25 protein-coding genes are annotated in these 25,928 nt (G+C 68.0%); 17 read left to right on the top strand and 8 right to left on the bottom strand.

Annotated elements, in window-relative coordinates; all coding sequences use genetic code 11:
* Positions 1–18: 18 nt before the first annotated feature.
* Positions 19–1,281 (bottom strand): DNA recombination protein RmuC, encoded by a 1,263-nt coding sequence (locus DEJ01_RS06035; protein ID WP_111046288.1) that lies wholly within the window; start codon positions 1,279–1,281, stop codon positions 19–21.
* Positions 1,282–1,471: 190 nt separating this feature from the next.
* On the opposite strand from DEJ01_RS06035, the gene iolC reads away from it, so the two are divergent.
* The 11 genes from iolC (at position 1,472) to DEJ01_RS05980 (ending at position 13,794) form a co-directional block, all read left to right on the top strand.
* A complete protein-coding gene (iolC, locus tag DEJ01_RS06030) occupies positions 1,472–2,497 on the top strand; it encodes a 5-dehydro-2-deoxygluconokinase (RefSeq protein ID WP_111092478.1) in 1,026 nt (341 codons plus the stop codon).
* Positions 2,490–3,479 (top strand): class I fructose-bisphosphate aldolase, encoded by a 990-nt coding sequence (locus DEJ01_RS06025; protein WP_035807563.1) that lies wholly within the window; start codon positions 2,490–2,492, stop codon positions 3,477–3,479. The genes iolC and DEJ01_RS06025 overlap by 8 nt, the downstream gene beginning before the upstream one ends.
* Positions 3,476–4,987: a CoA-acylating methylmalonate-semialdehyde dehydrogenase gene (locus tag DEJ01_RS06020; RefSeq protein ID WP_110864410.1), complete on the top strand. Its 1,512-nt coding sequence runs from the start codon at positions 3,476–3,478 to the stop codon at positions 4,985–4,987. The genes DEJ01_RS06025 and DEJ01_RS06020 overlap by 4 nt, the downstream gene beginning before the upstream one ends.
* A gap of 8 nt (positions 4,988–4,995) precedes the next feature.
* Positions 4,996–5,919 carry a 5-deoxy-glucuronate isomerase gene (iolB, locus tag DEJ01_RS06015; RefSeq protein WP_111092477.1) on the top strand — a complete coding sequence of 308 codons (924 nt, stop codon included), beginning with the start codon at positions 4,996–4,998 and terminating at the stop codon, positions 5,917–5,919.
* A gap of 17 nt (positions 5,920–5,936) precedes the next feature.
* Positions 5,937–7,826 (top strand): 3D-(3,5/4)-trihydroxycyclohexane-1,2-dione acylhydrolase (decyclizing), encoded by a 1,890-nt coding sequence (gene iolD / locus DEJ01_RS06010; RefSeq protein ID WP_111092504.1) that lies wholly within the window; start codon positions 5,937–5,939, stop codon positions 7,824–7,826.
* Between the two features lie 33 nt (positions 7,827–7,859).
* A complete protein-coding gene (locus DEJ01_RS06005) occupies positions 7,860–8,813 on the top strand; it encodes a sugar phosphate isomerase/epimerase (protein WP_111092476.1) in 954 nt (317 codons plus the stop codon).
* Positions 8,814–8,857: 44 nt separating this feature from the next.
* Positions 8,858–9,931 (top strand): Gfo/Idh/MocA family protein, encoded by a 1,074-nt coding sequence (locus DEJ01_RS06000; protein ID WP_111092475.1) that lies wholly within the window; start codon positions 8,858–8,860, stop codon positions 9,929–9,931.
* A gap of 3 nt (positions 9,932–9,934) precedes the next feature.
* Positions 9,935–10,804, top strand: coding sequence for a sugar phosphate isomerase/epimerase family protein (locus DEJ01_RS05995; protein WP_071405740.1), 870 nt, complete (start codon positions 9,935–9,937; stop codon positions 10,802–10,804).
* Positions 10,801–11,913, top strand: a complete 1,113-nt coding sequence (locus DEJ01_RS05990; protein WP_111029577.1) for a transaldolase family protein — start codon at positions 10,801–10,803, stop codon at positions 11,911–11,913. The genes DEJ01_RS05995 and DEJ01_RS05990 overlap by 4 nt, the downstream gene beginning before the upstream one ends.
* A gap of 218 nt (positions 11,914–12,131) precedes the next feature.
* Positions 12,132–13,325 carry a Gfo/Idh/MocA family protein gene (locus tag DEJ01_RS05985; RefSeq protein ID WP_111029576.1) on the top strand — a complete coding sequence of 398 codons (1,194 nt, stop codon included), beginning with the start codon at positions 12,132–12,134 and terminating at the stop codon, positions 13,323–13,325.
* 61 nt (positions 13,326–13,386) lie between these two features.
* On the top strand, positions 13,387–13,794 hold the full coding sequence (locus DEJ01_RS05980; RefSeq protein ID WP_071405737.1) for a tautomerase family protein: 408 nt from the start codon (positions 13,387–13,389) through the stop codon (positions 13,792–13,794).
* 143 nt (positions 13,795–13,937) lie between these two features.
* Here the strand turns inward: DEJ01_RS05980 and DEJ01_RS05975 are convergent, their stop codons facing one another.
* The gene (locus DEJ01_RS05975) at positions 13,938–14,696 is read right to left on the bottom strand and encodes a GntR family transcriptional regulator (protein ID WP_027464530.1); all 759 of its coding nucleotides are present in this window, start codon (positions 14,694–14,696) and stop codon (positions 13,938–13,940) included.
* A 156-nt stretch (positions 14,697–14,852) separates the two neighbouring features.
* Positions 14,853–15,518 carry an exonuclease domain-containing protein gene (locus DEJ01_RS05970; RefSeq protein ID WP_027464531.1) on the bottom strand — a complete coding sequence of 222 codons (666 nt, stop codon included), beginning with the start codon at positions 15,516–15,518 and terminating at the stop codon, positions 14,853–14,855.
* A 44-nt stretch (positions 15,519–15,562) separates the two neighbouring features.
* Here DEJ01_RS05970 and DEJ01_RS05965 point away from each other — a divergent pair, with 44 nt between their 5' ends.
* Positions 15,563–16,132, top strand: a complete 570-nt coding sequence (locus DEJ01_RS05965) for a hypothetical protein (protein WP_111092474.1) — start codon at positions 15,563–15,565, stop codon at positions 16,130–16,132.
* Between the two features lie 59 nt (positions 16,133–16,191).
* Positions 16,192–17,265, top strand: coding sequence for a redox-regulated ATPase YchF (gene ychF, locus DEJ01_RS05960; protein ID WP_111092473.1), 1,074 nt, complete (start codon positions 16,192–16,194; stop codon positions 17,263–17,265).
* A 480-nt stretch (positions 17,266–17,745) separates the two neighbouring features.
* On the opposite strand, the gene DEJ01_RS05955 is transcribed toward ychF, so the two are convergent.
* Together DEJ01_RS05955 and DEJ01_RS05950 are read right to left on the bottom strand one after the other, a co-directional pair.
* Positions 17,746–18,963 carry a hypothetical protein gene (locus DEJ01_RS05955; protein ID WP_258375652.1) on the bottom strand — a complete coding sequence of 406 codons (1,218 nt, stop codon included), beginning with the start codon at positions 18,961–18,963 and terminating at the stop codon, positions 17,746–17,748.
* A 109-nt stretch (positions 18,964–19,072) separates the two neighbouring features.
* Positions 19,073–19,621 carry a hypothetical protein gene (locus tag DEJ01_RS05950; RefSeq protein ID WP_111092472.1) on the bottom strand — a complete coding sequence of 183 codons (549 nt, stop codon included), beginning with the start codon at positions 19,619–19,621 and terminating at the stop codon, positions 19,073–19,075.
* Positions 19,622–20,020: 399 nt separating this feature from the next.
* Between DEJ01_RS05950 and DEJ01_RS05945 the strand changes: the two genes are divergently transcribed.
* Entirely contained in the window at positions 20,021–20,215 is a 195-nt protein-coding gene (locus DEJ01_RS05945; RefSeq protein ID WP_131845310.1) for a hypothetical protein, read from the top strand.
* A gap of 21 nt (positions 20,216–20,236) precedes the next feature.
* Here DEJ01_RS05945 and DEJ01_RS05940 read toward each other — a convergent pair whose 3' ends face one another.
* Positions 20,237–20,719, bottom strand: a complete 483-nt coding sequence (locus DEJ01_RS05940) for a hypothetical protein (RefSeq protein WP_111092470.1) — start codon at positions 20,717–20,719, stop codon at positions 20,237–20,239.
* A gap of 71 nt (positions 20,720–20,790) precedes the next feature.
* Between DEJ01_RS05940 and DEJ01_RS05935 the strand changes: the two genes are divergently transcribed.
* Together DEJ01_RS05935 and DEJ01_RS05930 are read left to right on the top strand one after the other, a co-directional pair.
* Entirely contained in the window at positions 20,791–21,132 is a 342-nt protein-coding gene (locus DEJ01_RS05935; RefSeq protein WP_111092469.1) for a hypothetical protein, read from the top strand.
* Between the two features lie 4 nt (positions 21,133–21,136).
* The gene (locus DEJ01_RS05930) at positions 21,137–21,643 is read left to right on the top strand and encodes a hypothetical protein (protein ID WP_111092468.1); all 507 of its coding nucleotides are present in this window, start codon (positions 21,137–21,139) and stop codon (positions 21,641–21,643) included.
* Positions 21,644–22,044: 401 nt separating this feature from the next.
* On the opposite strand, the gene DEJ01_RS05925 is transcribed toward DEJ01_RS05930, so the two are convergent.
* Together DEJ01_RS05925 and DEJ01_RS05920 are read right to left on the bottom strand one after the other, a co-directional pair.
* Positions 22,045–23,577 (bottom strand): hypothetical protein, encoded by a 1,533-nt coding sequence (locus DEJ01_RS05925; protein WP_165901324.1) that lies wholly within the window; start codon positions 23,575–23,577, stop codon positions 22,045–22,047.
* The gene (locus DEJ01_RS05920) at positions 23,577–25,082 is read right to left on the bottom strand and encodes an McrB family protein (protein ID WP_111092466.1); all 1,506 of its coding nucleotides are present in this window, start codon (positions 25,080–25,082) and stop codon (positions 23,577–23,579) included. The genes DEJ01_RS05925 and DEJ01_RS05920 overlap by 1 nt, the downstream gene beginning before the upstream one ends.
* 312 nt (positions 25,083–25,394) lie before the next feature.
* Between DEJ01_RS05920 and DEJ01_RS05915 the strand changes: the two genes are divergently transcribed.
* Positions 25,395–25,859, top strand: coding sequence for a phage tail protein (locus DEJ01_RS05915; RefSeq protein ID WP_111092465.1), 465 nt, complete (start codon positions 25,395–25,397; stop codon positions 25,857–25,859).
* The last annotated feature ends 69 nt before the right edge of the window (positions 25,860–25,928 follow it).

Genomic DNA, 25,928 nt, shown 5'->3' with positions numbered 1-25,928 from the left:
TCGATCGTAGCGAGCAGCTCAGTCCTCGTCGACGGCGCCGACGAGCTCCGGCGCCGTGAGCAGCCGCGGCTCGTCCTCGATCGAGGACGGGTCCGCGATGACCTTTGACTCGTCGAGCAGCGACAGCCGACGGGCGCTCGGCAGCACCTGGCGCTCGAGGGACCCGACGAAGCGGTTGTAGTCGACGACCGAGCCCCGGATCGAGCGGCCGAGCTTGTCGACGTGCCCGGCCATCGTGGAGAGCCGGCCGTAGAGCTCGCGGGAGACCTTGAAGAGCTCGTGGGCCTCTTGCGAGACGACGTCCTGTTGCCACGAGAACGCCACGGTCTTGAGCACGGACCACAGGGTCACGGGTGAGGCGAGGGCGATGCGCTTGCGGAAGGCGTGGTCGAGCAGGCCGGGGTCGGCGGCGAGGGCGCTCGAGATGAGCGACTCCGACGGGATGAACGCGACGGTGAGCTCGGGGGAGGCGTCGTAGCCGGTCCAGTACTCCCGTGCGGCAAGGGCGTCGACGTGGGCGCGGAGCGCCTTGACGTGCTGGGCGATGAGCTGGTCGCGTCGTGCTGCCTCGGCACCGGTGGCGGTCGCCGGGATCTCGGCGGCCTGCAGGTAGGCGCTGAACGGCACCTTGGCGTCGACGGCGATGGTCTTGCCGCCGGGCAGGTGCACGACCATGTCCGGGCGGGCGGAGCCGACGGCGGTGGTGACGGAGGACTGCACGTCGAAGTCGACACGTTCGAGCAGCCCGGCGGCCTCGACCACGTTGCGCAGCTGCGTCTCGCCCCAGACGCCGCGCGTGCTGTTCGACGACAGGGCGCTGGCCAGGGTGTCGGCGGTGGCGCGCAGGCGCTCTTCCGACTCGGCGGCCGATCGGAGCTGCGCCGACAGCGCGCCGTACTGCTCGCTCCGCGACTGCTCGAGCTCGGCGATCTTCGTGCGCATCACGTCGAGCGTCTGCGCCACGGGGCTGAGCGCGGAGAGCACCTTCGACTCGTTCTGGTTCCGTGCCGCGTCGACGCCGTGCATGCGCTGCACCAGGTGCTCGAGCTCGGCGGAGCGCCGCTCGAGCGAGTCGACCTGGCGACGGTACTGCGTGTCCTGGGCGTCGAGGCGTTCCTCGGCGTCGCGTCGGGCCGCCTCGAGCTGGCCGCGCAGGGCCTCAGCCGTCGCACGGGACGACGCGGCGTCGATGCCCGCGCGCGAGCGGGCGAGCGACCAGGCGACGACCGCACCGACGGCGATGCCGATCACGAGACCGATGACCAGGGCGAGGATCTGCATGTCGCGACCCTGGCAGAACCCACCGACACCGCGCCTCCCGGCACTCCGGCGCGCCCCGCAGAACCAGCGTGACCAGCGCCACGGGACCAACGTGACGGACCGCGGAATCCATGTCATGACATTAGGGCAAACAGGGTGTACAGTCGTGATCGTCCGCCGATGAAGCCGCACGGAAGGTCCACCGCGTCGCATGACGAACCAAGCTCCCCACGCCTACGACGTGATCACGATGGGACGCGTCAGCGTCGACATCTACCCGCAGCAGACCGGCCCGCTCGAAGACGTCTCGACCTTCTCGAAGTCCGTCGGCGGCAGCGCCACGAACGTCGCCATCGCCGCCGCTCGCCACGGCGCGGACGCCGCGGTCATCACCCGGACGGGCAACGACCCCTTCGGCCGGTACATCGCCCGCACGCTGCCCGAGTACGGGGTCGCGAACGCGTTCGTCGAGACGGTGGAGGGGCTGAACACCCCCGTCGCCTTCTGCGAGATCTTCCCGCCGGACGACTTCCCGCTCTACTTCTACCGGGCCCCGAAGGCACCCGACCTGATGATCACGGCGAAGTCCCTGCCGCTGCACGAGATCGAGCGCGCGAAGATCTTCTGGACCACGGTGACCGGCCTCAGCGAGGAGCCGAGCCGACAGGCGCACCACGTGGCGTACGAAGCCCGGTCCACCGCGCAGAACAGCACGAAGACCCACACCGTCTTGGACCTGGACTACCGGTCGATGTTCTGGTCGAGCCCCGAGGCCGCGACGCGCGAGGTCGCGATCGCCCTCGAGCACGCCACCGTCGCCGTCGGCAACCGCGAGGAGTGCGAGGTCGCGGTCGGTGAGACCGACCCGGTCCGCGCCGCCGACGCGCTGCTCGACCGCGGTGTCGAGATCGCGATCGTCAAGCAGGGGCCGAAGGGCGTGCTGGCGAAGACCCGCGACGAGTTCGTCGAGTTCCGTCCGCACCACATCGACGTCGTGAACGGGCTCGGCTCGGGCGACGGCTTCGGCGGCGCGCTGACGCACGGGCTGCTGCAGGGCTGGAGCCTCGAGCGGATCCTGGCGTTCTGCAACGCCGCCGGCGCGATCGTCGCGACGCGGTTCGAGTGCTCGACGGCGATGCCGACGAGCGACGAGATCGAGCAGTTCCTGACCGACAACCCGGCCGAGGGCACGACGCACACGGGTGAGACGCACACCGAGGAGAAGACCCATGCCTGAGCTCAGCCCCGCTGACTTCCAGCGCCTCCGCGACATCCGTGCCGGCCAGCCGGACCTGGTGCGTGCCACGCTCGACGCCCGCCGCAAGCGCTCCCTGCTCGCCGACGACGGCAAGCTCTTCATCGTCGCCGCCGACCACCCCGCACGCGGTGCGCTGGCGGTGCGCGACGACGAGTCCGCGATGGCGGACCGCTACGACCTGCTCGAGCGGCTCGTCACGGCCCTCGGCCGGCCGGGGGTCGACGGCGTGCTCGGCACCCCCGACATCCTCGAGGACCTCGCGCTGCTCGGTGCCCTCGACGGCAAGGTCGTCGTCGGGTCGATGAACCGCGGTGGACTCCGCGGCGCGACCTTCGAGATGGACGACCGGTACACGGCGTACTCGGCGCAGGCGATCAAGGACTCCGGGCTCGACTTCGCCAAGCTGCTGGTGCGCATCGCCCTGGAGGACTCGGGCACCGCGCCGACGCTCGAGGCAACGGCCCGCGCCGTCAGCGAGGCCGCGGCGCTCCAGCTGCCGATCATGCTCGAGCCGTTCATGTCCGAGTGGCGGGACGGCCGGGTCGTCAACGACCTGTCGGCCGACGCCGTGATCACCTCGATGGCGATCGCTGCGGGACTCGGCGAGTCCAGCGCCTACAGCTGGCTCAAGATCCCCGTCGTCGACGACATGGAGCGCGTGATGGCCGCGACGACGCTGCCGACGCTGCTGCTCGGCGGCGACCCGGCTTCGCGCCCGCTGGAGACGTACGCCAAGTGGGCTGACGCCCTGGCCCTGCCCGGCGTCCGCGGCCTGGTCGTCGGACGCACCCTGCTCTACCCCTCGGACGGCGACGTCGCCGCCGCCGTGGACGTCGCCGCCGGTCTCGTCCACAGCCAGGAGGCCCGGGGCGGGTTCTCCACAGATGCCCACGACCCAGCCGCTCGGCTCGCGGGCGCCACCACCATGGACTCGTCCATCTCGGAAGGAAGCAACGCATGACGCTCACCGACACGACCACCACCACCGTCGGGCACTGGATCGACGGCAAGCGCGTCGAATCCGCGTCGGGCAACACCGCCCCCGTGTACGACCCGGCGCTCGGCGTCGCGACCAAGCAGGTCGCGCTGGCCGACGAGTCCGAGATCCAGGCGGCCATCGGCAGCGCCAAGGCGGCGTTCCCCGGCTGGAGCAACCTGTCGCTGGCCAAGCGCCAGGCGATCCTGTTCTCGTTCCGCGAGATCCTGAACCGCGACAAGGCCGAGCTGGCCGAGATCATCACGAGCGAGCACGGCAAGGTCATCGACGACGCCATGGGCGAGATCGCCCGCGGGCAAGAGGTCGTCGAGCTCGCCACCAACATCCCGAGCCTGATGAAGGGCGAGTTCTCCGACCAGGTCTCGACCGGCATCGACGTCTACTCGATCCGCCAGCCGCTCGGCGTCGTGGGCATCATCAGCCCCTTCAACTTCCCGGCGATGGTGCCGCTCTGGTTCCTGCCGATCGCGATCGCCGCGGGCAACACCGTCGTGCTGAAGCCGAGCGAGAAGGACCCGTCGGCCGCCATCTGGCTCGCCGAGAAGTTCAAGGAGGCCGGGCTGCCCGACGGCGTCTTCAACGTGCTCAACGGCGACAAGCTGTCCGTCGACGGACTGCTCACCAGCGACGACGTCGAGTCGATCTCGTTCGTCGGCTCCACGCCCATCGCGCAGTACGTCTACGAGACCGGTACCAAGCACGGCAAGCGCGTGCAGGCCCTCGGTGGCGCGAAGAACCACATGCTCGTCCTGCCGGACGCCGACCTCGACCTGGTCGCCGACAACGCGATCAACGCCGGCTTCGGTTCGGCCGGTGAACGCTGCATGGCGATCTCGGTCGTCGTCGCCGTCGAGCCGGTGGCCGACGAACTCATCCAGAAGATCAAGGACCGCGCGGCGACCCTGCGCATCGGCGACGGTCGTCGCGGGTGCGACATGGGCCCGCTCGTCACGAAGCAGCATCGTGACAAGGTCGCCTCGTACATCGAGGTCGCAGAGCAGGACGGTGCGGTGGTTGTGGTGGACGGCCGCACCGTCCGACCCGACGGCGACGAGAACGGCTTCTGGCTGGGCCCGACGCTGATCGACCAGGTGCCCACGACCAGCCGCGTCTACACCGAGGAGATCTTCGGTCCGGTGCTGAGCGTCGTGCGGGTCGCCACCTACGAAGAGGGCCTCGAGCTCATCAACTCCGGCGCGTACGGCAACGGCACCGCCATCTTCACGAACGACGGTGGCGCCGCCCGACGGTTCCAGCGCGACGTGCAGGTCGGCATGATCGGCATCAACGTCCCGATCCCGGTGCCCGTCGCCTACTACTCGTTCGGTGGCTGGAAGAACTCGCTGTTCGGTGACCACAAGGCGTACGGGGCCGACGGCGTGAGCTTCTTCACCCGCCAGAAGGCGATCACGAGCCGCTGGCTCGACCCGTCGCACGGCGGCATCAACCTCGGCTTCCCGTCGAACAACTGACCCGCGGCATGGCGAACGAACAGCACCAGCACGACCAGTGGTTCATCCCGGCGGGCTCCCGGCCCGAGGCGGGCTGGACCGACGTGGTCGACGGTCGCATCGAGGGGTGGGCGCACACCGGGCTCCGGACCGGCGCGCTGACCGACGGGGGCGAGCTGCGCCTCCCGGCCGACGCCGTGGAGCGCATCGTCGTGCCGCTCGCCGGGTTGTTCCACGTGACCCACTCGGGCGCTGCCGGTGACGGCGAGCAGACCCTGCAGGGTCGGGGGAGCGTCTTCGACGGCCCCACCGACGTCCTGTACCTGGGCTCGGGCTCCGCGGCCACCATCACCGGCAGCGGCCGGTTCGCCGTCGCGGAAGCTCCCACCGACACCGTCAAGCCGACCACCTACGTGGCCCGGCCGGACGTGCCCGTGGAACTCCGCGGCGCCGGGCAGTCGAGCCGCCAGGTGCACAACTTCGGCACCCCGGCCGCGCTCGACGCCGTCAAGTTCATCGTGTGCGAAGTGATCACGCCGGCCGGCAACTGGTCGTCGTACCCGCCGCACAAGCACGACACGAACGTGCCTGGTTCGGAGTCGAACCTCGAGGAGATCTACTACTACGAGGCAGCGGTGTCCCGCGGGCTCGAGTCGATCGCCCCCGAGGCCGCCGACCCGTTCGCCCTGCACCGCACGTACGCCTCGGACGACCGTGCCATCGACGAGTTCCGGCAGGTCCGGACCGGCGACGTCGCCCTGGTGCCGTACGGCTGGCACGGTCCGGCGGTCGCCGCTCCGGGTTACGACATGTACTACCTCAACGTGATGGCCGGGCCCGACCCGGAGCGCGTCTGGAACATCACCGACGACCCGGCCCACGGGTGGGTCCGGCAGGCGTGGGCATCGGAATCGATCGACCCACGACTGCCCTACGAAAGGAAGCAGGCGTGACCACCACCACGCGGAAGATGACCGTGGGCCAGGCACTCGTCGAGTTCCTGGCCAACCAGTGGACCGTCGACGGCGACGTCCGCGAACGCACCATCCCGGGGATCTTCGGCATCTTCGGGCACGGCAACGTCGCCGGGGTCGGTCAGGCCATCAAGCAGCTCCACGTCGAGCAGCCCGGGTTGCTGCCGTACCACCAGGCCCGCAACGAGCAGGCGATGGTGCACGAGGCCGTCGGCTTCGCCCGCATGCACCGCCGCCGTGCGACCTACGCATCCACCGCGTCGGTGGGCCCGGGTGCCGCCAACATGCTGACCGCCGCGGCGCTCGCCACCACGAACCGGCTGCCGGCACTGCTGCTGCCGTCGGACACCTTCGCCACGCGCACCACGGACCCGGTGCTCCAGCAGATCGAGCTGCCGCACGACACGTCGTTGCAGGTCACCGACGCCTTCCGTCCGCTGTCGCGCTACTTCGACCGGGTGGAGCGTCCGGAGCAGCTGTTCTCGATCGCCCTCGCCGCGATGCGGGTGCTGACCGACCCGGCCGAGACCGGTGCGGTGACGATCGCCCTGCCCGAGGACGTCCAGGCCGAGGAGTTCGACGTGCCCGTCGCGTTCCTGCAGCCGCGCGAGTGGCACATCCGCCGTCCGCTGCCCGAGCGTGGCCCGCTCGAGCGGGCCGTGGCCGCGATCCGTGCCGGCCGGCGTCCCGTCATCGTGGCCGGCGGCGGGGTGCTGTACTCCGACGCCGCCGACGAGCTCCGCTCCTTCGTCGAGGCCACCGGCATCCCGGTCGGCACGTCGCAGGCCGGCGGCGGATCCCTGGTCTGGGACCACCCGCAGTACCTCGGCGGCATCGGCGCGACCGGCACCGCGGCCGCCAACGCGATCGCCGCCCAGGCCGACGTCGTCATCGGGATCGGCACCCGCTACAGCGACTTCACCACGGCGTCGCGGACGGCGTTCCAGAACCCCGACGTCACGTTCGTCAACGTCAACGTGGCCGCGTTCGACGCCTACAAGCACGGTTCGCAGCTGCCGCTGATCGCGGACGCCCGGGAGGCCCTGGTCGCCCTGACCGAGTCGCTCACGTCGGACACGGCGTACGTCGTCGAGCCCGGCTACGCGTCCGAGATCGCCTCGCTGAAGGCGGCGTGGGACGCCGCCGTCGACGGCGCGTTCGCGCCGTCCGGCGCGGACCTGCCCGGCCAGCCCGAGATCATCGGCGCCGTGCAGTCGGTCTCCGACCCGCGCGACGTCGTGATCCAGGCCGCGGGCTCGCTGCCCGGCGACCTGCACAAGCTCTGGCGGGTGCGCGACGAGCTCGGGTACCACGTCGAGTACGCGTTCTCCTGCATGGGCTACGAGATCGCCGGCGGCATCGGGGTCCGACGCGGGGCTCCGGACCGCGACGCGATCGTGATGGTCGGTGACGGCAGCTACCTGATGCTGCACACCGAGCTCGTCACCGCCGTGGCCGAGGGCATCAAGATCATCGTCGTGCTCATCCAGAACCACGGGTACGCGTCGATCGGGCACCTGTCCGAGACCGTCGGCTCCGAGCGCTTCGGTACGAAGTACCGGTACCTCGACGAGACCGAGTCGTTCGAGAACGGCGAGCCCCTGCCCGTCGACCTCGCCGCCAACGCCCGCTCGTACGGCGTCGACGTCATCGAGGTGCAGCCCGGCCCGGACAGCATCGAGGACCTGAAGGCCGCACTGCGTCAGGCGAAGGCGAACGACCACACCACCCTGGTGCACATCAACTCCGACCCGCTGGTCTACGCCCCCGAGGGCGACGGCTGGTGGGACGTGCCGGTCGCGCAGACCTCCACCCTCCCCAGCACCCAGGCCGCCCGCGCCGAGTACGAGCAGCAGGTCGCCACGCAGCGTCCGCTGCTCGGCTGAACCGTTCACGAGACAGAAAGCGACAGCGACGTCATGACCGACACCGCCACCCCCATCGGCAGCCCCGCCACCGACGCGGCGCCCGCCTCGATCCGCATCGGCACCGCCCCGGACTCGTGGGGCGTCTGGTTCCCGGACGACCCGAAGCAGGTGCCGTGGCAGCGCTTCCTCGACGAGGCGTCCGCCGCCGGGTACGAGTGGATCGAGCTCGGGCCGTACGGGTACCTGCCGACCGACCCGTCGCAGCTGTCCGACGAGCTCGAGTCCCGCGGGCTCAAGCTGTCGGCGGGCACGGTCTTCACCGGGTTCCACAAGGGCGAGGACCAGTTCCAGCGTGCGTGGGACCAGGCCGTCGCCGTCGCCGGTCTGGCAGCGAAGCTCGGCGCCGAGCACCTGGTGACCATCCCCGACCTGTGGCGCTCGGATGCCACCGAAGAGGTGCTCGAGGCGCGCACGCTCACCGACGAGCAGTGGGAGCGTCTCGGCAAGGGCCACGACCAGCTCGGCAAGGCGCTGCTCGAGGAGTACGGCGTCCACCAGCAGTTCCACACCCACGCGGACAGCCACGTGGGCACCTACAAGGAGACCGTGCGGTTCCTCGAGGTCACGAACCCCGAGTACACCAACCTCTGCCTCGACACCGGCCACTTCGCCTACTACGGCGGCGACAACCTCAAGCTCATCGCCGCCCACCCGGAGCGCATCGGCTACCTGCACCTCAAGCAGGTCGACACCGACCTGCTGTTCGACGTGCTCAAGAACGACGTGCCGTTCGCGACCGCCGTGTCGCAGGGCATCATGACCGAGCCGCCGCACGGCACCCCGGAGCTCGCCCCGATCATCGAGGCCGTCGCCGCGATCAACCCGGACATCTTCGGCATCGTCGAGCAGGACATGTACGGCTGCGGCGTCGACGCCCCCGGCCCGATCGCCGAGCGCACCTTCCAGCACATCTTCGGCTCGACCTCGGCCGCCCGCGCCTCCTGACGCGCCGTCCACGCAGCGTCAACAACCACCAGGAGAACACCACCATGACCACCACGCAGAACCTCCGCGTCGCCGTCGTCGGCGCCGGCATGATGGGCGCCGACCACGTCCGCCGCATCACCGCCAAGATCTCGAACGCCGACGTCGTCGCCGTCGTCGAGCCCGACCAGGCCCGTGCCGCTGCGGCAGCCGCCCTGGCGCCCGGCGCGATCACCGCCGCGTCCTTCGACGAGGCGCTCGAGCAGACCGAGATCGACGCCGTCATCATCGCGACGCCGGGCTTCCTGCACGAGCCGATCCTGGTGATCGCGCTCGAGCGCGGCCTCACCGTCCTGTGCGAGAAGCCGCTGACGACCAGCGCCGAGGACTCGCTGCGCATCGTCGAGCTCGAGCAGCAGCACGCCGCCCGGCCCGTCATCCAGGTCGGCTTCATGCGCCGGTTCGACGCCGGGTACCAGGAGCTCAAGGCCCTGCGCGAGTCGGGGGCGAACGGCGCCCTGCTCGCCCTGCACCACGCGCACCGCAACCCGACGACGCCGCCGAACTTCAGCGAGTCGATGCTCATCCACGACTCGGTGATCCACGAGATCGACATCATCCCGTTCCTCACCGGCGAAGCGATCACGAGCGTCGAGGTGAAGAAGCCGCGCAAGAACTCCCTCGCGCCGGCCGACCTGCCCGAGCCGCAGTTCGTCCTGTTCACCACGGAGTCCGGCACCATGGCGATCGTCGAGATCAACGTCAACGCCCAGTTCGGCTACCAGGTGACCACCGACGCCGTGTTCGAGTCCGGCGTCGCCTACATCGGCCGCGACACCTCGCTCTCGCTCGTCGCAGCCGGAGCGACCTCGAAGGGCGTCACGCCGTCCTTCAAGGAGCGCTTCGGTGCCGCCTACGACGAAGAGGTGCAGCGCTGGGTCGACGCGGCCCGGACCGGCGGCATCGACGGGCCGAGCGCCTGGGACGGCTACACCGCCTCCGTCGTCGCCGAGGTCGCGGTCCGGGCCCAGCAGTCCGGCGCGCACGAAGTGGTCGAGTACGCGGTCACCAAGCCGGCGTTCTACGACGAGACGAGCGACGCGACGAGCGACGCGACCGCCGCGCTCGCCGGGGCCTGATCGATGCCGAAGATCGCGCTCGACCCGACCCCGTTCCACCACGACCTGTCGCTGCTCGAGTTCCCGCGCAAGGTCGCGGAGCTCGGCTACGAGTACCTGCAGCTCACCCCGCACAAGGACTTCATCCCCTTCTACCGGCACCCCAAGGCCGACGACGACCTGGTCGACGCGTTCGCCGCGGCCTGCCGTGACGCCGGGGTCCAGGTGGCGAGCGTGCTGCCGGTGCTGCGCTGGTCGGGTCCGGACGAGGACGCCCGACAGGCTGCGGTGCGGAAGTGGAAGCGGGTCATCGAGATCACGAAGCGCCTCGGCGTGGACACCATCAACACGGAGTTCTCCGGCCGCCCCGAGCGTGCCGAGGAGTCCGAGGACCAGTTCTACCGGTCGATGGAGGAACTGCTGCCGATCATCGAGGACGCCGGCATCCGTGTGCTCATCGACCCGCACCCCGACGACTTCGTCGAGGACGGGCTCGAGGCGCTCCGGGTGATCCGCGGCCTGAACTCGAAGCACGTCGGCTTCGTCTACGTCGCCTGCCACACGTTCCACTACGGCGGCAACATGGACGAGATCATCGACGCCGCCGGTGACTCGCTGCAGCTGGTCCACGTCGCCGACGCGTACGACCACCGTCGCTCGCACGGCCTGCGCTACATCACGAACCCGCCCGGCAACCCGGCCCGTGTGCACCAGCACCTGCCGGTCGGCCAGGCGGACGTCGACTTCGACGCCTTCTGGGCGGCACTCGACCGGGTCGGTTTCTCGGCGCGCGAGGACACCGTCGCGGTCTCGAGCGTCTTCGCCGAGGACGAGAACGCCGACGCGGTGTCACGGTTCCAGCTCGACACGATCACGAAGGGACTCCACCGATGACCACCACCCTCGAGACGCAGGCGTCCACCGACGCCGACTCCCGTCCCGTCACCCTGCAGGCCGCGGAGCAGACCCCGACCGCCCTGTGGAACGACTCCGCCGACCCGCGCGAACTGTCGACCGCCATCCACGAGTACGGTGCCGTCGGTGCGACCTGCAACCCGGTGATCGCGTACACCTGCATCCAGCAGGACCCGGAGACCTGGGTCCCGCGCATCCGCGAGATCGCCGAGGAGCACCCGACGGCGGGGGAGTCCTGGATCGGCTGGAAGGCCGTCGAGGAGCTCTCCATCGCCGCCGCGGCGCAGCTGCTGCCCGCGTTCGAGGCGTCCGGCGGCCGGAACGGTCGACTGTCCATGCAGACCGACCCCCGGTTCCACCGCGACGCCGACGCGCTCGTCGAGCAGGCCGTCCGGTTCTCGCAGCTCGCGCCGAACATCATCGTGAAGATCCCCGCCACCAAGGTCGGCATCGCCGCGATCGAGGAAGCCGCCTACCGCGGGGTCTCGATCAACGCCACGGTGTCCTTCACCGTGCCGCAGGTCGTCGCCGTGGGCGAGGCCATCGAGCGCGCCCTCGACCGCCGTGCTGCCGAGGGCCTGCCGGAGCAGGAGTTCGGCCACGTCGTCACCCTGATGGCCGGCCGCTTCGACGACTGGCTGAAGACCGTCGTCAAGCGCGACCACGTGATGGTGGACCCGGGCATCCTCGAGTGGGCCGGTGTCGCCGCGGTGAAGAACGCCTACCGGGTCTTCCAGGAGCGTGGGTTCCGGTCGCGCGTGCTGGTCGCCGCGTTCCGCAACGCACTGCAGTGGTCGGAGTTCCAGGGCGGTGACCTGGTGGTGTCGCCGCCGTTCCAGTGGACGAAGGACATCAACGACAACGCGTTCCCGTTCCGTCCGCACGCCATCGACGACGAGGTCCCCGTGCACGTCATCGAGGCGCTCCGGGCCGCGACGCCGGAGTTCGCCCGCGGTTACGACGTGGACGGCATGACGATCGACGAGTTCGACCGCTTCGGTGCGACCGTGACGACGCTCCGGCAGTTCCTGGACGCCGACGCGAAGCTCGACGCCCTGGTCCGCGACATCATCGTCCCCGCGATCTGAGACGCGATCCGAGTCGCGGTCTGATGCGCGGCGCGATCCGCGGTCGCAACCACGGGTCGCGCCCCGCGCGCTGACGCACCAGCCTGGAGGCCCGGTGCCGGTCCCCGAGACCGGCACCGGGCCTCCAAGCGGTTGCGTCATGTGCTGACAAAGTCAGCCACATCGGCTACGCTCGTTGTCGCGCTCCAATGCGCGTCACCTGAACGAAGGAGTTCTCCATGGACAGCATCGGCGTCGGGCTGATCTCGGTCGGCTGGATGGGGCGGTTGCACTCGCGTGCCTACCGAGCGTTGCCGGACCACTTCCCGGAGCTCGGCGTCCAGCCGCGGCTCGTCGTCGCGGCCGACCCGATCGAGGCGGCACGCGACCAGGCGGTGACGCGGCTCGGGTACGAGCGGGCCGTCGCCGACTACCACGAGGTCCTCGCCGACCCGGCGGTCGACGTCGTGTCGATCTGTTCGCCGAACTTCCTGCACCGCGAGATGGCCGTCGCCGCGGCCGAGGCGGGCAAGCCGTTCTGGATCGAGAAGCCCATGGGCCGGTACGCCAGCGACTCGCGCTCCATCCACCAGGCGGTGCAGCGGGCCGGCGTCATCACGAGCGTCGGCTTCAACTACCGGCACGCCCCGGCGATCGAGCGCGCCCGCGAACTCGTCCGCAGCGGGCGGCTCGGGCGCATCACGAACGTGCGCGGATCGTTGCTCGCCGACTACTCGTCCGACCCTGCTGCACCGCTGACCTGGCGCTTCGAGCGTGAGCGTGCCGGATCGGGTGTGCTCGGCGACCTGCTGTCGCACGGACTCGACCTGGCGCAGTACGTGGTCGGCCGGATCGCCTCGGTCAGTGCGCTCGCCGAGACGTTCATCGAGTCGCGTCCCCGCCCGGGTGCCGGCATCGTCGACCGCAGTGCCGCGGCGACCGGCGAGCTGGGTGCCGTCGAGAACGAGGACTACGCCGCCCTGCTGTTCCGGTTCGAGGACGGTGCGGTCGGCACGATGGACTCGAGTCGCGTCATGCGTGGGCCGCACGCCGAGTACACGCTCGAGATCTACGGCACCCGCGGTTCGGTCCGGTGGGACTTCCAGCGCCTCAACGAGCTCGAGGTGTACCTGGACGGGCAGGAGGTCGACGGGTACGCGACGCACTACGTCGCTCCCGGCGACGGCGACTTCGGTCGCTTCCAGCCCGGCGCCGGGACCGCGATGGGCTACGACGACCTGAAGACGATCGAGGCGGCGCAGTTCATCGCGAGCGTGCAGCGCGGGGAGCAGCTCGCACCCTCGGTCGCCGACGGGCTGGCTGCGGCGTCGATCGTCGAGGCAGCGGAGGCCTCGCTGGTCGACGGCGCGTGGCACGACGTCGCTCGTGTCGACGGGCCGCTGACGTACGGGGCACCGACGCCGAGGTTCTAGACACGTGGCCGCGTCCGCTTGTTAGTATGTAAGGACAAAGTCCGAGCAACCAGGAGGCACCATGCCGCTCGTCCGTATCGACCTCGCCACCGGCCGCACGCCGGAGGCCGTCCGTGGCATCGCCGACGCCATCCACCAGGCCATCGTCGACGTGTACGGGATCCCGGTGCGTGACCGGTTCCAGGTGATCACCGAGCACCCGGCGCAGCAGATCATCGCCGAGGACGCCGGCCTGGGGTTCGAGCGCACCGAGGGCGTCATCGTCATCCAGGTGTTCACGCAGCGCGGTCGGACCGACGAGGCGAAGGCTGCGCTGTACCGGGCGATCCACGACGCCCTCGCAGCGATCGGTGTCGCGTCCGAGGACGTCTTCATCGGCTACGTCGAGAACGGGCCGCAGGACTGGTCCTTCGGCTTCGGGCGTGCACAGTACGTCACCGGTGAGCTCGGGGTGCCCGCGCTCGGTTGAGGCCGTGCGGTCGCGGGGCGGTCACGACACCCCGCTCAGTTCCGCCGAGTGGTCACGAACTGTCGGTTGCCGGGCGTCCGGGCGACAGTTCGTGACCACTCGGCGCATCACCGACAGCGTGTCGTGACCCCTCGCCGAGCGACCTACTTGTCGACGAGCGTGACCTCGAACGAGTACCGGTCGGGGCGGTAGCAGTGCACGCCGTACTCGACCGCACGGCCCGAGGCGTCGTACGCGGTGCGGCTCATCGTGAGCACCGGGTCGCCGTCTTCGATCTCGAGCAGGCCGGCCTCTTCGTCGGTGACCGCACGGGCCCCGATCCGCTGCTTCGCCACCCGCATCGTCACGCCGCGGCCGCGCAGCAGCTGGTACAGCCCGTACGCCTGCAGGTCCTCGTCGGTCAGGTCGAGGAACTCCGGCGGCAGGTAGTTCTCGAGGATCGCCATCGGGACGTCCTCGGCGAACCGCACCCGCCGGATGTGCGCGACGGTCGTGCCGGGCTCGATGCTGAGCGCCGCGGCGACCTCGTCGGACGCGGGGACGTCGTTGCGCTGCAGGAGCTTCGTCGCCGGAGCCTGCGAACCCTGCGCCAGGTCGTCGTACAGGCTCGTCAACTCGACCTTGCGGGTCACCGGCCCATGTACGACCTGGGTCCCGATGCCCCGGCGGCGCACCAGCAGACCCTTGTCGACGAGGTCCTGGATCGCGCGACGGATCGTCGGCCGCGACAGACCGAGACGCTCACCGAGGGCGATCTCGTTCTCGAGCCGGGCCCCTGGTGGCATCGCGCCGGAGCGGATCGACTCCTCGATGCGCGAGGCGACCTGGAAGTAGAGGGGCATGGGACCCGACCGGTCCAGGTCCATGAACAGGTCGGACGGCAGCTGGCCTTCGTTGGTCATCGCGGTCCTTCACACGTGCGGAGATGCCGGCGTCGGTGCCGACGGCATTGTCGTGACAATACCACCGGGGATGTGGCACCCCGGCCGCGCGCAGCGGGCGTTGCGTCAGTCGGCGAACACCGTCAGTCAGCGCAGACCGTCAGTCAGCGCAGACCCTCAGTCGGCGAACACCATCGGCCGGTTCGACAGCCGCGGCTGGTTCGCGGCCTTCGGCTTCTCGGCACGCGCACGGACCGGGGCGATCGTCACCCGGGTCACCGCGCCGAGCGCCTCGACCGTCTCGACCCCGTGGTGCCCGGCTGCGTGCACGACGATCGCGGCGCAGGCCTCGGCGTCGGCGGCGGCGTCGTGGTGCTGGAAGCCCTCGAAGCCGGCGGCCATCGCGGCGACCGGCAGACGGTACGAGTCGAGCGTGTAGGTCTTGCGGGCGACCGCCAGGGAGCACAGCGAGTGGTGCTCGGCCAGGTCGATCCCCGTCGCGGAGCACCCACCGGCGATGACACCCATGTCGAAGCGGGCGTTGTGCGCCACCAGGACGTCACCCTCGGCGAAGGCCACCAGGTCGGGGTACTGCTGCTCCCACGTCTTGGCGTGCGTGACGTCCTCGGCGACGATGCCGTGGATCCGCGTGTTCCACTCCAGGAACGCGTCGTGCCCGAACGGCGGGCGGATGAACCACGACGCACGATCGACGACCCGGCCGGCGCGGACCTTCACGAGCCCGACGGAGCAGGCGCTGGCGGGCGAGCTGTTGGCGGTCTCGAAGTCGATCGCGGTGAAGTTCAACGGCACGGTCCCGATCGTCGCACGGGGTGCCGACATCGACCTCCGTTCCCGTCGGCGTTGCGTGTGGCTACTGTCGGCGCATGGGGAACGAGACCGACCGCCGTCCGCTCGTCCTGGTGCTCGCCGGGTCCGGCTACGGGCAGCAGGCGCCGCTGCTCTGGTGGACGAACGAGATCGCCGCCGCGGCCGGGTGCGAGGTCCTCGCGCCACGGTGGCACGTCGACGACGCTGCCGGTGCCGATCCGGTCAGGTTCGTCGAGACCGCTGTCGCCGCCGCCCTGGGGGACCGGCTGCCCGACCTCGTCGTCGCGAAGTCGTTCGGCTGCTTCGCCCTGCCGTGGGCGATCCGCCACGAGGTGCCCGGCGTCTGGCTCACCCCGGTCCTCACCCATGACGACGTGGCCACAGCGCTCGCCGCTGCCACCGACGTGCACGACGCGATCGGGGGTGGAGACGACACCATGTGGCGGCCGGAGCGGGTCTCGGGGACGGCTGCGCGCCTCCAGACCGTCGACCATGCCGACCACTCGCTGCAGGTGCCGGGGGACTGGCGGCGATCGCAGCGGCTGCAGGCCGACGTCTTCGACGTCGTCGAACGCCGGATCACGGCCCTGCGGCCTCCGACGGGCGGGTCGCCTCCCCTGTCCTGACGGACGGACTGGAGGCCCGGGTCGGCTCCGACAGGCCGCCGCCGGTAGGCTCTTCTTCCGTGGCTCTCACCATCGGAATCGTCGGTCTCCCGAACGTCGGCAAGTCGACCCTGTTCAACGCCCTGACCAAGAACCAGGTCCTCGCCGCGAACTACCCGTTCGCGACGATCGAGCCGAACGTCGGGGTGGTGAACCTGCCCGACTCGCGGCTCGACCAGCTCGCCGAGCTCTTCCACTCGGAGAAGACCGTGCCGGCGCCGGTGTCGTTCGTCGACATCGCGGGCATCGTCAAGGGCGCGAGCGAGGGCGAAGGCCTGGGCAACAAGTTCCTCGCCAACATCCGCGAGGCCGACGCCATCGCGCAGGTCGTCCGCGGCTTCACCGACGACGACGTCGTGCACGTGGCGAACAAGGTCTCCCCGAAGGACGACCTCGAGGTCATCAACACCGAGCTGATCCTCGCCGACATGGAGACCATCGACAAGGCGCTCCCGCGGTACGAGAAGATGCTCAAGCTCAAGCAGGCCGAGCCGGCCGTGCTCGAGACCGCTCGCGAGGCCCGTGCCGCGCTCGAGCAGGGCACCCTGCTCTCCGCCACGAAGATCGACCTGTCCCCGATCGCCGAGCTCGGCCTGCTCAGCGCCAAGCCCTTCATCTTCGCCTTCAACGTCGACGAGGCGATCCTGACCGACGAGTCCCGCAAGGCCGAACTGGCCGCGCTCGTCGCCCCGGCGCAGGCCGTGTTCCTCGACGCCCAGGTCGAGTCGGAGCTCATCGACCTCGACCCTGCCGACGCCGCCGAACTGCTCGAGTCGACCGGTCAGACCGAGTCGGGCCTCGACCAGCTCGCCCGCATCGGCTTCGACACCCTCGGGTTGCAGACCTACCTGACGGCCGGCCCGAAGGAAGCCCGTGCGTGGACGATCGGCAAGGGGTGGAAGGCGCCCCAGGCTGCCGGCGTCATCCACACCGACTTCGAGAAGGGCTTCATCAAGGCCGAGGTCATCTCGTTCGACGACCTGGTCGAGACCGGCTCGATCGCCGAGGCCCGCGCTGCCGGCAAGGCCCGCATCGAGGGCAAGGACTACGTCATGCAGGACGGCGACGTGGTGGAGTTCCGCTTCAACAACTAGGTCGTTAATCTGGTGCGGATCTAGCCTCGAGATCCCACACAGCTTCGCCACGGTTTTGCCCGCTGTGTCCCGTTTGTGTCAATCATCCGGAGGCTGATCGCCTCCACGATTCAGGCTGTAGCCCGTCTCAGGCATGATCTGCCTCCGGGTGCACATGCTGTCGACCCCGACGCGAAATCGCTCCTGCGGCGTAGCCATGGCCCCCAGACGGGCGGGTTGTTCCCCGTGAGTCCTCTCTGGCAGGCTCGTGAGCGATCTACAGCTTTACGAGGGATTCCAAGACGGATCTTGCTGTTGCCATTTCGAGCCAGACGCTCGGTGCCGATGAGGTTGCGGTCGCTGACGTCTACGACGAGGACAAGATTCCGGCAGGCGTCACCAACGTCGTCGCGGTCGTGAGCCAGGTCGAGGACTGTGCGCCACCACGGCTGGGGCCATGATCCAACTTCGGATCGTGGCCCTGTCCTGTTCACGAGAGAGTCAGAGCGGGTAGGTGCCTAGGTCGGCGTAGTCGTTCTTCCATTCCGAACAGGCGGGATGGGTCGACAGCCATCCTCGGATCCCGGTGAGGGCACCGATGGTCTCCTGCATGAGGTTGATTTGCTTGTGGATGAAGCTGTGATCGTTCAGGTTCGCGCGGAGCGAGTGGGCGGGCTTCTGACGCGCCTGCCGAACGCTCTTCAGCGGCGCAAGAACCTTCTTTGCGTCAGCCTCGCTTACTCCGTGATCGAGCATGAAGGTCTGGAAACGATTCAGACTTCCGATCCGCTGATTGCGGTCGTCCGTCGTGGGAGTGCCGAGGCGATCGAGGAACCGGCCGCTCAGGTTCTCCGACAGCAACTTATCGAGCTGAAGGACGAACTCATCCCACTCTCGCTGAGACGGCCGGAGCAACCAACCGAAGTCGGCAGGACGCTCCTCGATCCGGAACATGTGCTCGCCGAAGGCGAGCTGGGCCAGCTGATTGAGATTCTGTAGCTCGATGAACAGGTGAGCGAAGGGTCCGACCGCGTCCGGCCATCGGCCCATTTGTGACCCCCACCAGATCGGATGTGGTTCCAGACCATCGTCGGGCACCTGGTAGGTCTCCCACCGTCGCTGGTGCTCCGGGGTGAGTGTGATCAGGTCACAGTAGAACACAGCAACCCGCCGCTCGATAGGCGAGTCGTGGTCGTTGGAATCGTAGCCCGAGAGGTCGTAGGCGAAACCGATGTGGCTAAGCCCAACATGGTCTCTCTCGAAAACATCGTCGCCGTCGAAGGCCTCATCAGTGAGGCCCATGCTTGCTCCGGCGTCCCCGAAGTCGAATCGGAACCGCCCGTCGTTGCGGTACTGCTCAAGGACGGCGAACTCGAAGTGCGCCAGTTCCAGCGTGCCCTTGCCTCTCGCCATGGCGCGGCCGTAGGGACGGCCAGTCAGACGGGTAGGCAGCCTGACGCCTTTCATCCCGTCGACGGTCGGGTACAGGCAGACGCCGTAGTCGTCTGCTGTCAGCGACTCGAGGTCCTGTTCCTGCTCCTCCTGCGATCGCCTTGACGGCCACGGCCGGATGTGGACGTTCATGTAGTCCGCTCCGGCAACGACCTGGACCATCCCGGCTCGCACCAGCTCGATCCCAGGACTTCGCGCCTCGTCGACCACAGCGCCGTGAAGATGCAGCCCGTTGAACTCACGGGAGTCGAGGTAGCGCTTTCGCACTCGCTTCAGGAGAGCAACGGCTGATGGCGTGATTTGAGGCATTCTGGTTCCCGTCACTCCGCCTCGTCTAGCCCTCGATGGCTCGCTGCCTGCATTAGACGCAGGGCGGTCAGGCGCGCAACCCGCCGCCTGCTGACCCAACGCTCTTCAGCAGCCTCGGCGCGAGAACGGCAGCACCAAGACCGACGCCGACCGCGGTGGCCAGGACGGTCTTGCCGAAGGTCGTTTCGAGGAACTTCTTGTTCTTCGCATCCTGGTCTGCGGCCATCTGCGTGGTGCGCAGGAAGCTGTCGATCAAGAAGCGGCGGTCGTCCTCGGAGTTACCGTCCTTGTCAAGCTCCCCCTGTAACATGTCCATCGTGCGGTCGATTGCCCGGTAGACGCCTTGCTGGCTCTTGTCATTCGAGGCGAGCGTCGCTTCGTAGGCGTTCCGGACTACGCCTAGCCCCTCGATGACCTGCGCCTTCAGCTCTGGATATTGTGCCAAGATCATCTTGAGTGTTTCGGGGTCAAGACGCGGAAGCACTTCGACGAAGCGCGTCAGCTGCTCAGGCGTCAGACCGATCAGGGAGTCACTGCCGATGGCGCGCTGCACCTCCGCCTCGCTGCCCAGCGGGCCCTCGTTCGCCGCGCGGTCGTCGTTTGCGTTGTTCGGCATGAGATCTCCGCTCGATCCTCGGGCTGTCGTTGAAGGTTACCGCATGACGCCATCCACGCACTAGGCCGCTTGTCTCGATGTCAACTAACGAGCGTTTCGTGTCACCCCTTAGTTGATATGGGTACCCGTAATCACTAGACGGTTGCCATTCAATCAGTCAGCCAAGGAGCGGGAAATGAGTCGTAGAGCGGGCTGACGAGCTTGGCGTAGTTGCTCTGAGACTGATAAGTGTCCGTTGAGACGGCAGACCGCCCGGCTCTTCTTTGCCTGGTGCCGAGCGGGAAACAAAGTTCAGGGGTGTAAAACCGTGGCTCCAAAGGGTGAGCGATTCGTACGTAGCCGACCAAAGCTTATGCTGCGGATCGTCAAAACACTCAACGACTGCTGCGACTTGTGCTCGTGCGTTCCATTGCCGAAGCCGTTCCACAGATCCGGGTGTTCCTCAACGGCGGGCAGGTGCTCGCCGTGACCGACTCGTTCGACCAGACGGCGACGAAGCACGGCATGCGAATCACGGACGCCGGCAACGCGATCGACTCGATCACGGTCGCCGCACCTGATCGCCCCACGAACGCTCCGCACACGCTCTCGTAGCCATGTGCGGGGCGTTCGACGTTAGACGAGGTCGGCCTGCAGCTCGGGCCAGAACGCGACGAGCTCCGTGACGTTCTTGGGAGTCTGCAGGTCGTGTCCGAGCAGCACGGCGTGGTCGAGAGCGGGGCCGTAGTCGAGTTCGACCCGAAGAGTGCTCGCCGCGCTCCAGTCGCCACTGACGAGGTTCGGGACCCGGACGAGAGTTGCTGACCGGAGCGCATTCCGCCGCAGGATCGTTGCGCTCGCCATCAGCCCTGCTCCATCGATCACGACGACGGTCCGCTCTGTGAACGCGACCACGTGCACAGGGGAGACGGGTAGGTCGGGGTCTTCGATGGCGGCATGCATGAACTCGACGTCCGCGTGCCCTACTGCATGGGCGAGCAGCGACGCAATGTTCGCTTTGAGGGTCGGCGAACGGTCGAAGACGTTGGCATTCGGCCAGACGAGGTTGCTGCTTAGCACGAGCCGGTGCAGAGCGATCGCGGTGTCACTGTCGGTCATGGTCGTCCTTCCGATCGGGTCGGGGACGTGCCCCGCTGCCCCCACAGCGGAGCGTAGGGCAGACTGCCGACATGGGTCGCGCTCACCGCAGGAACAAACCGCAGACGGCCGCGAAGCGAGCACGAGAGCAGGACTATCGAGACCGCCGGTGCGGCGCTGCGCTCAAGCGGAAGGCGTACCGGGAGCTCGCCGAGCAGCTCCGACCCGTCGACGACGTCGGTGCGCACCTGGTCGTGGAACTCGTGATGCGGGCCGCTGTCGCCGGCGACGAGAGTGCGCTGCGGATCCTCACGTGGCGTGAGCACCTGAACGCGGTCGGCGTCGAGTACGTCGACGAGAGGACGTGGGACGCCGTCGCCGAACGCACGCCGGCGGGACTCCGCGGGGCAACGCCACCGGTGCAGATTGGATGACCGCATGACGCTGCCACTGTGGACTCCGGTGCGAGGACTCGCCCTACGAGGACTCGAGGAAGCTACTCATGTCGTCGAGGGCGACCCAGGGAACGAGTACGTCGCGCTGGGCACCGCCGCGTTCTGGGCGGCGTCCCTCGACGAGCAGCTCATGCGCAGCTTCGGCGCCGACTACGACGCCGTGCGCGATGCCGACGAACAAGGGCGGGTGCTGCCCGGGATCCGCCTGGTCCGGAACGGGATCACTCACGGGGCGGTGATCGCCGTCCGGCCGGCTGGGTTGAGCTGGCCACTCACGTTCCCGCTGGACTGGGGGACGTCGATCTACGGCCCACTCGGCACGCTGCTCGCCGATTGGATCGGCGACCGGCACCAGAACAAGTCCGTGCCGCAGCAGGACGCCGTCTACCGTGCACATCTCGAAGGGCGCGAGCTCCCGGGTCCGTTGAACGCGGCGATCGGCTGGTTCACGCGGCTCGAGCGGGTTCAGTGGGACCTCGACTTGCTCTAGAAAGCCCGGAGCCCCTCCCGCCGCACGGGCGGGTTGGCGCCGAGCCACACGTCGACGTTGTCGCGCAGAACCCGCCACGTCGCGTTCCTGGCCCGCTGAACACCGGGAACTCGCCGGCACGGCAAGCGTCTGTGATCGTGCGCCAGTGGCATCGGGCGTACTCGGCGGCCTCACGGGCCGTCATCCAATCGTTTATCACCCCAGTCTCGTTCGTCAGTCGTTCGTCAGGACAGTCGGGTTCGGGCGTCTGTGGCCGGTGCTCGACCAAACGCGGATTCCCACAGTTATGCGGGAGACATGGGTGGTCGTTTGTGATCGGCGAGTACGCGGACGTTCCGGCTCAACAACCGACCTCGGCGCGGGTGCTCGTTTCGGGCGAAGCTTCTGCGGTGCCAAAGCGTTCACATGGCTTCGAGTTGTTGGCGGATGCTGCTCGTCACGTGGGCCGCTGCGCGGGACAACGCCTGCTTGCTGGTCGGGGCCGATGTCGTCCCTCCGGCGTCGGGTGACTCGTCCGCTGGCGTGGGGAAAGCAAACGTCGTCGACCCGACGAGCAACCAGCTGTCGTCAGCCCTGAAAGGTCTTCGGGTCGGGGCGGACCATCCCGAAGGAGGTATCGCCCGGAACAGCACTTCCGCTGGTTGAGTCTGTCCCCCCTCTATCGGATTCGTAGCGAAGGCGAGCAGGGTAGGAAATCCGGACCGTTGCGTGTAGGCGATGGCTTGGTACTGATCACCCTTCGCGGCCGCGTCGAAACTCTCAGTGGTCATGTACTTCGCATCGATGAAGAAGCGGTCGCCCGAAGGTGACGTCACCATGAGATCCGGGAGTTTCTCCGGTCTTGGCTTCCAGCCCTCAGCTGTCGGCTCGAAGAGCATCGGAAGCTTCGATTGCGGTGCGACGACGCACCCGGCATCGCGGAATGCGCGCTCGAGGAGCTTCTCCCACAGAGAACTCGTCGCGTACTTGAGGTTGGCGATGACCGCATCACCATCGCCGCGCTCGATAGCTGGCTTGTGCTTCTCCTGGAGGACGCTCAACGCGAGTCGGAGGATGCCGAGGTGCGCTGGATCTCGTATCGACGGAACCAACGTGTTGCCGTGGAAGATGGCCTCACGCACCGTCAAAGTCGCGACGTCTCGCAGCTGCGCGAGACCGCCCATCACAAACTCGCGCTGACCAGGAGCGTCCCAGCACCGCTCCAGGGCTGTTCGGACGACCTGCCACAGCCGGTGATCACCGGTGAGCTCGTCGTACTCGCAGGTGACCCTGACGTCGTTCCGAACGGAGCGCGCAATGAGCGCGCCTGGAACCAAACGCCCTCTCACCGTTGTCGCGCTGTCGATGCGAGACCTGTACGCCGGCTTCCGCCGCGGAACGAGCCGTGTTGCAGCGTGGACGAAGGTTGCGATGGCGAATGCCTTGAGCTCTGGGATGTCGGCGATAACTTCCATTCCGCTCGCTGACGGTGGCCTGGTGCCCTTGACCGGGACTGGCTTTTGCCCGCAGCTGAGGAGCAAACCCCACATCGCTGTGACATGACCTCGTTCGACCTCGCCTCGCCCTCTCAAGACGTTCCTCCTCACCGGCTCTCGTGACCAAAGAGCGTCCAACGCGCCGCCTGCAACGCTGTCGTCAGATGCAGAAGCTTCCGCGGTGCTGGAGAGCGTCGGCGTCGGCGCGAGCCTCTGCGCGGCAACGTCCTGCCATGCCCGGGTGAAGCGGACGTAGTCTCCTTCGAAAATTTGAATGGCCCCGCCGCCGTCGGGAGTGTCGACGACGGATCCTGTGGAAGTCGGACGCCAGACTTTCGGGAGCACGTGCACGACCAGCACAGCATCGGAGTCCGGAGGCGCGAGGACGGTGAGGCCGACGCCGTTGCCGTTCGTGCTTGCCCGAAGTGTTAGTCCTTGGTCGGTGCTCGTGTCTGCCATCATCGGACGGAATCAACGGCCCGACCGTCGGCATGACGGACGAGTTGTTGGACGGACACAGACGGCCGGCGTCCGAGGCCTTTCCCGCGATAGGATGCATTCATGCTGACGCCCATGCCGGACAGCTCGATCGCCGGAATGTCGTCCAGGCGCTCCGGGGCCAGGTTGAACGTGAAGGCGATCTCAGCCAGCTGACCAAGGAGTCCTTGCGCAGCAGCGCGGGGTGTCGAGGCGCTGTAAATGTACGCGTGGCCGAGCCGGGCGTCGGGTCCGACCTCGTTCAGCAGTGTTTCGTTGGTCTCGTCGTACCACTCGACCACCTGGTCCCAGTCTGCTCGGGTGGCAGCATCTCCTGTATCGATTTTCCCGGTGTAGTTGAGGTCTATCCGAAGGGCGGTGGCGCTGAGGGGCTCCATCGTTAGCCAGGCGAACCGACGGCGCAGCGCGAGGTCGAGTGACCCGACTGAGCGGTCTGTCGAGTTCATCGTGCCGAGGATGTGCAGATTGTCGGGCACCACGAGTACGGAACGCTCGTGTGAGCCGAGGGCGGTTTGCAGGGTGACGCCCACGACTCCTTCCGGAGCATTGGGCATGACGGCGTGTCCTCCGAGTGCTCGAGGATCGCATCGCTTGCTCTTCTCCATCGGCAGCAGCAGATCGCCGAAGACCTTTGCAGTGTTCGCGCGATTGATCTCGTCTATGAACAGGAGATGCTCCGTGTGTGGTTGTTCGGCGGCACGCTGGCAGGCACGTACGAACACGCCCGGTACGCCCGTGAAACGTCCATCCGCTGTCGGGCGCAGGCCGGAAACGAATTCTTCGTAGCTCGTCGACGGATGGAAGACGATGACGTCGATGTCTTCGTAGAGTCCGCGGAGCGCTTCAAGGAGATGCGATTTACCCGATCCGGCGACTCCTTCGACGATGACGTTTTTCTCGTTCCCGAGCATTTCGTGCACCTGAAGAACGACGCTACTGGCGGCGTCATGGGCGGAGCGTTCGGCGACTTCGGCTTCGTCCGGGAGGCCTCGTGCTTGCGCTTGTAGAGCCGCGCCTGGTCGACCCACGACCTGCAGTGCGTCGACGTCGATGGTGGTTCGCTCGTTCACTACACTCAGGTATTCGAAGAGCGAGCTGAATCCGTCGGTCCAGTTTGTGACGGAGCCGACCTCACGGGAGTAGGTCTCGAGCTCCTCCCCAACCTCAGCTGACACGCTGGCAGCAATGATCTGGTGCGCTTCTCGCCCGAGCTTTCGACACCAGGCGTTGAACTCGGTGTCGCCACCGGGGAGGCCGACGAGTTTGAATTGGAACCTCGGCGTGGCGCGGAATCCCTCTCCGATCAGCTGACGGAGCTGTGCGACCGACACGGTGAAGCGCCTGTCGGTGTCTCCCTGCCAGCGCCTTGCGATCTCCAGTCGCTCAGCGTTGGTGGAGCGAGACGGGGTCAGCCAGGCTGGAGCGCTCGCGCGTCCGGAGAAATCGGTCGTGCTCATCTTGTCCATTCCGAGATGGTGAACCGGCCGTGCACCGTCGCTCGGCTGGAGGTGAGACAGGCAATGTCTCCCAGACAGGTGAGAATACGTCGATTAGCGCCATGCTCAAACGACCGGAGCGGAGTGTCGCGCTCGGTCCTCGAGGAATGGGATAGCTCTCGATGACGTGCGGAGAACGCGTTGCGAAGTCGACTCCTTCCTTGGAAACGAGAGCGGGTTCGAGCTGCTGCGACATCTCCGTGGGTTGACGCTTCGGTTGCACTGGTCTGAGGCGTAAGCAGTGGACTAGGTTCGGCTCGTCCGAGTGCCCGAGGAGGCCCCATGTCGTACGTCGTCGACTTCGTGCACGTGTCCACGGTGGGTCTGGAGTCCTCGCCGGTCGCCGACGCACTCGCCGGGCTCCGGGCCAACGAGGCGCGGTACTTCGCGAACAAGTACGACCACGTGTTCACCACGCACGCCGCAGCTGACGTGCCGGACCTGGTCGCCTACGTGCGGCGGGTGCTCGAGGAGGAACGCGGGCTGGTCATCGCGTCACCACCGCTCGAGGCGACGGAAGCGCTCGTCGACGGCGTGCGCTGGACGTACGTGTTCTACGAGTCCGGCTTGGCGATCAACGTGCTCTACACGCTCGAAGCGGGCGGCAAGCGTGCGGTCGGCTTCAAACTCTCCGACGGGATGGACGTGCCCGAGGAACTCGCCGACAAGTTCAAGTTCGCGCGGCAGAAGTCGAAGCTCGCCGGCACGGTCCGCGGCTCGTTCTTCGTCGTGAAGGGGGAGTACTGACGTCGGCCCGCGAGAACAGTGCGAGGTTCCGTGCCTGGTGCGACGGTCGCGGCCCCGCACCATGCACGG

The organism is Curtobacterium sp. MCLR17_040, assembly GCF_003234735.1.
In the GTDB taxonomy this organism is placed as follows: Bacteria; Actinomycetota; Actinomycetes; order Actinomycetales; family Microbacteriaceae; genus Curtobacterium; species Curtobacterium flaccumfaciens.
Note: the sequence above shows the minus strand (reverse complement) of the source record. Positions and strands in the feature narration are given on the sequence as shown.

Excerpts from the sequence above, each read along its gene's own strand:
- DEJ01_RS05935 (WP_111092469.1), top strand. The coding sequence starts at position 20,791 with ATGGGTCGCGCTCACCGCAGGAACAAACCGCAGACGGCCGCGAAGCGA.
- DEJ01_RS05990 (WP_111029577.1), top strand. The coding sequence starts at position 10,801 with ATGACCACCACCCTCGAGACGCAGGCGTCCACCGACGCCGACTCCCGT.
- DEJ01_RS05970 (WP_027464531.1), bottom strand. The coding sequence starts at position 15,518 with ATGTCGGCACCCCGTGCGACGATCGGGACCGTGCCGTTGAACTTCACC.
- iolC (WP_111092478.1), top strand. The coding sequence starts at position 1,472 with ATGACGAACCAAGCTCCCCACGCCTACGACGTGATCACGATGGGACGC.
- DEJ01_RS05950 (WP_111092472.1), bottom strand. The coding sequence starts at position 19,621 with ATGCCGAACAACGCAAACGACGACCGCGCGGCGAACGAGGGCCCGCTG.
- DEJ01_RS05975 (WP_027464530.1), bottom strand. The coding sequence starts at position 14,696 with ATGACCAACGAAGGCCAGCTGCCGTCCGACCTGTTCATGGACCTGGAC.
- DEJ01_RS05915 (WP_111092465.1), top strand. The coding sequence starts at position 25,395 with ATGTCGTACGTCGTCGACTTCGTGCACGTGTCCACGGTGGGTCTGGAG.
- DEJ01_RS05965 (WP_111092474.1), top strand. The coding sequence starts at position 15,563 with ATGGGGAACGAGACCGACCGCCGTCCGCTCGTCCTGGTGCTCGCCGGG.
- DEJ01_RS06020 (WP_110864410.1), top strand. The coding sequence starts at position 3,476 with ATGACGCTCACCGACACGACCACCACCACCGTCGGGCACTGGATCGAC.
- DEJ01_RS05925 (WP_165901324.1), bottom strand. The coding sequence starts at position 23,577 with ATGGCAGACACGAGCACCGACCAAGGACTAACACTTCGGGCAAGCACG.
- iolD (WP_111092504.1), top strand. The coding sequence starts at position 5,937 with ATGACCGTGGGCCAGGCACTCGTCGAGTTCCTGGCCAACCAGTGGACC.
- iolB (WP_111092477.1), top strand. The coding sequence starts at position 4,996 with ATGGCGAACGAACAGCACCAGCACGACCAGTGGTTCATCCCGGCGGGC.
- DEJ01_RS05940 (WP_111092470.1), bottom strand. The coding sequence starts at position 20,719 with ATGACCGACAGTGACACCGCGATCGCTCTGCACCGGCTCGTGCTAAGC.
- DEJ01_RS05995 (WP_071405740.1), top strand. The coding sequence starts at position 9,935 with ATGCCGAAGATCGCGCTCGACCCGACCCCGTTCCACCACGACCTGTCG.
- DEJ01_RS05980 (WP_071405737.1), top strand. The coding sequence starts at position 13,387 with ATGCCGCTCGTCCGTATCGACCTCGCCACCGGCCGCACGCCGGAGGCC.
- DEJ01_RS06035 (WP_111046288.1), bottom strand. The coding sequence starts at position 1,281 with ATGCAGATCCTCGCCCTGGTCATCGGTCTCGTGATCGGCATCGCCGTC.
- DEJ01_RS06005 (WP_111092476.1), top strand. The coding sequence starts at position 7,860 with ATGACCGACACCGCCACCCCCATCGGCAGCCCCGCCACCGACGCGGCG.
- DEJ01_RS05930 (WP_111092468.1), top strand. The coding sequence starts at position 21,137 with ATGACGCTGCCACTGTGGACTCCGGTGCGAGGACTCGCCCTACGAGGA.
- DEJ01_RS05985 (WP_111029576.1), top strand. The coding sequence starts at position 12,132 with ATGGACAGCATCGGCGTCGGGCTGATCTCGGTCGGCTGGATGGGGCGG.
- DEJ01_RS06025 (WP_035807563.1), top strand. The coding sequence starts at position 2,490 with ATGCCTGAGCTCAGCCCCGCTGACTTCCAGCGCCTCCGCGACATCCGT.
- DEJ01_RS06000 (WP_111092475.1), top strand. The coding sequence starts at position 8,858 with ATGACCACCACGCAGAACCTCCGCGTCGCCGTCGTCGGCGCCGGCATG.
- DEJ01_RS05920 (WP_111092466.1), bottom strand. The coding sequence starts at position 25,082 with ATGGACAAGATGAGCACGACCGATTTCTCCGGACGCGCGAGCGCTCCA.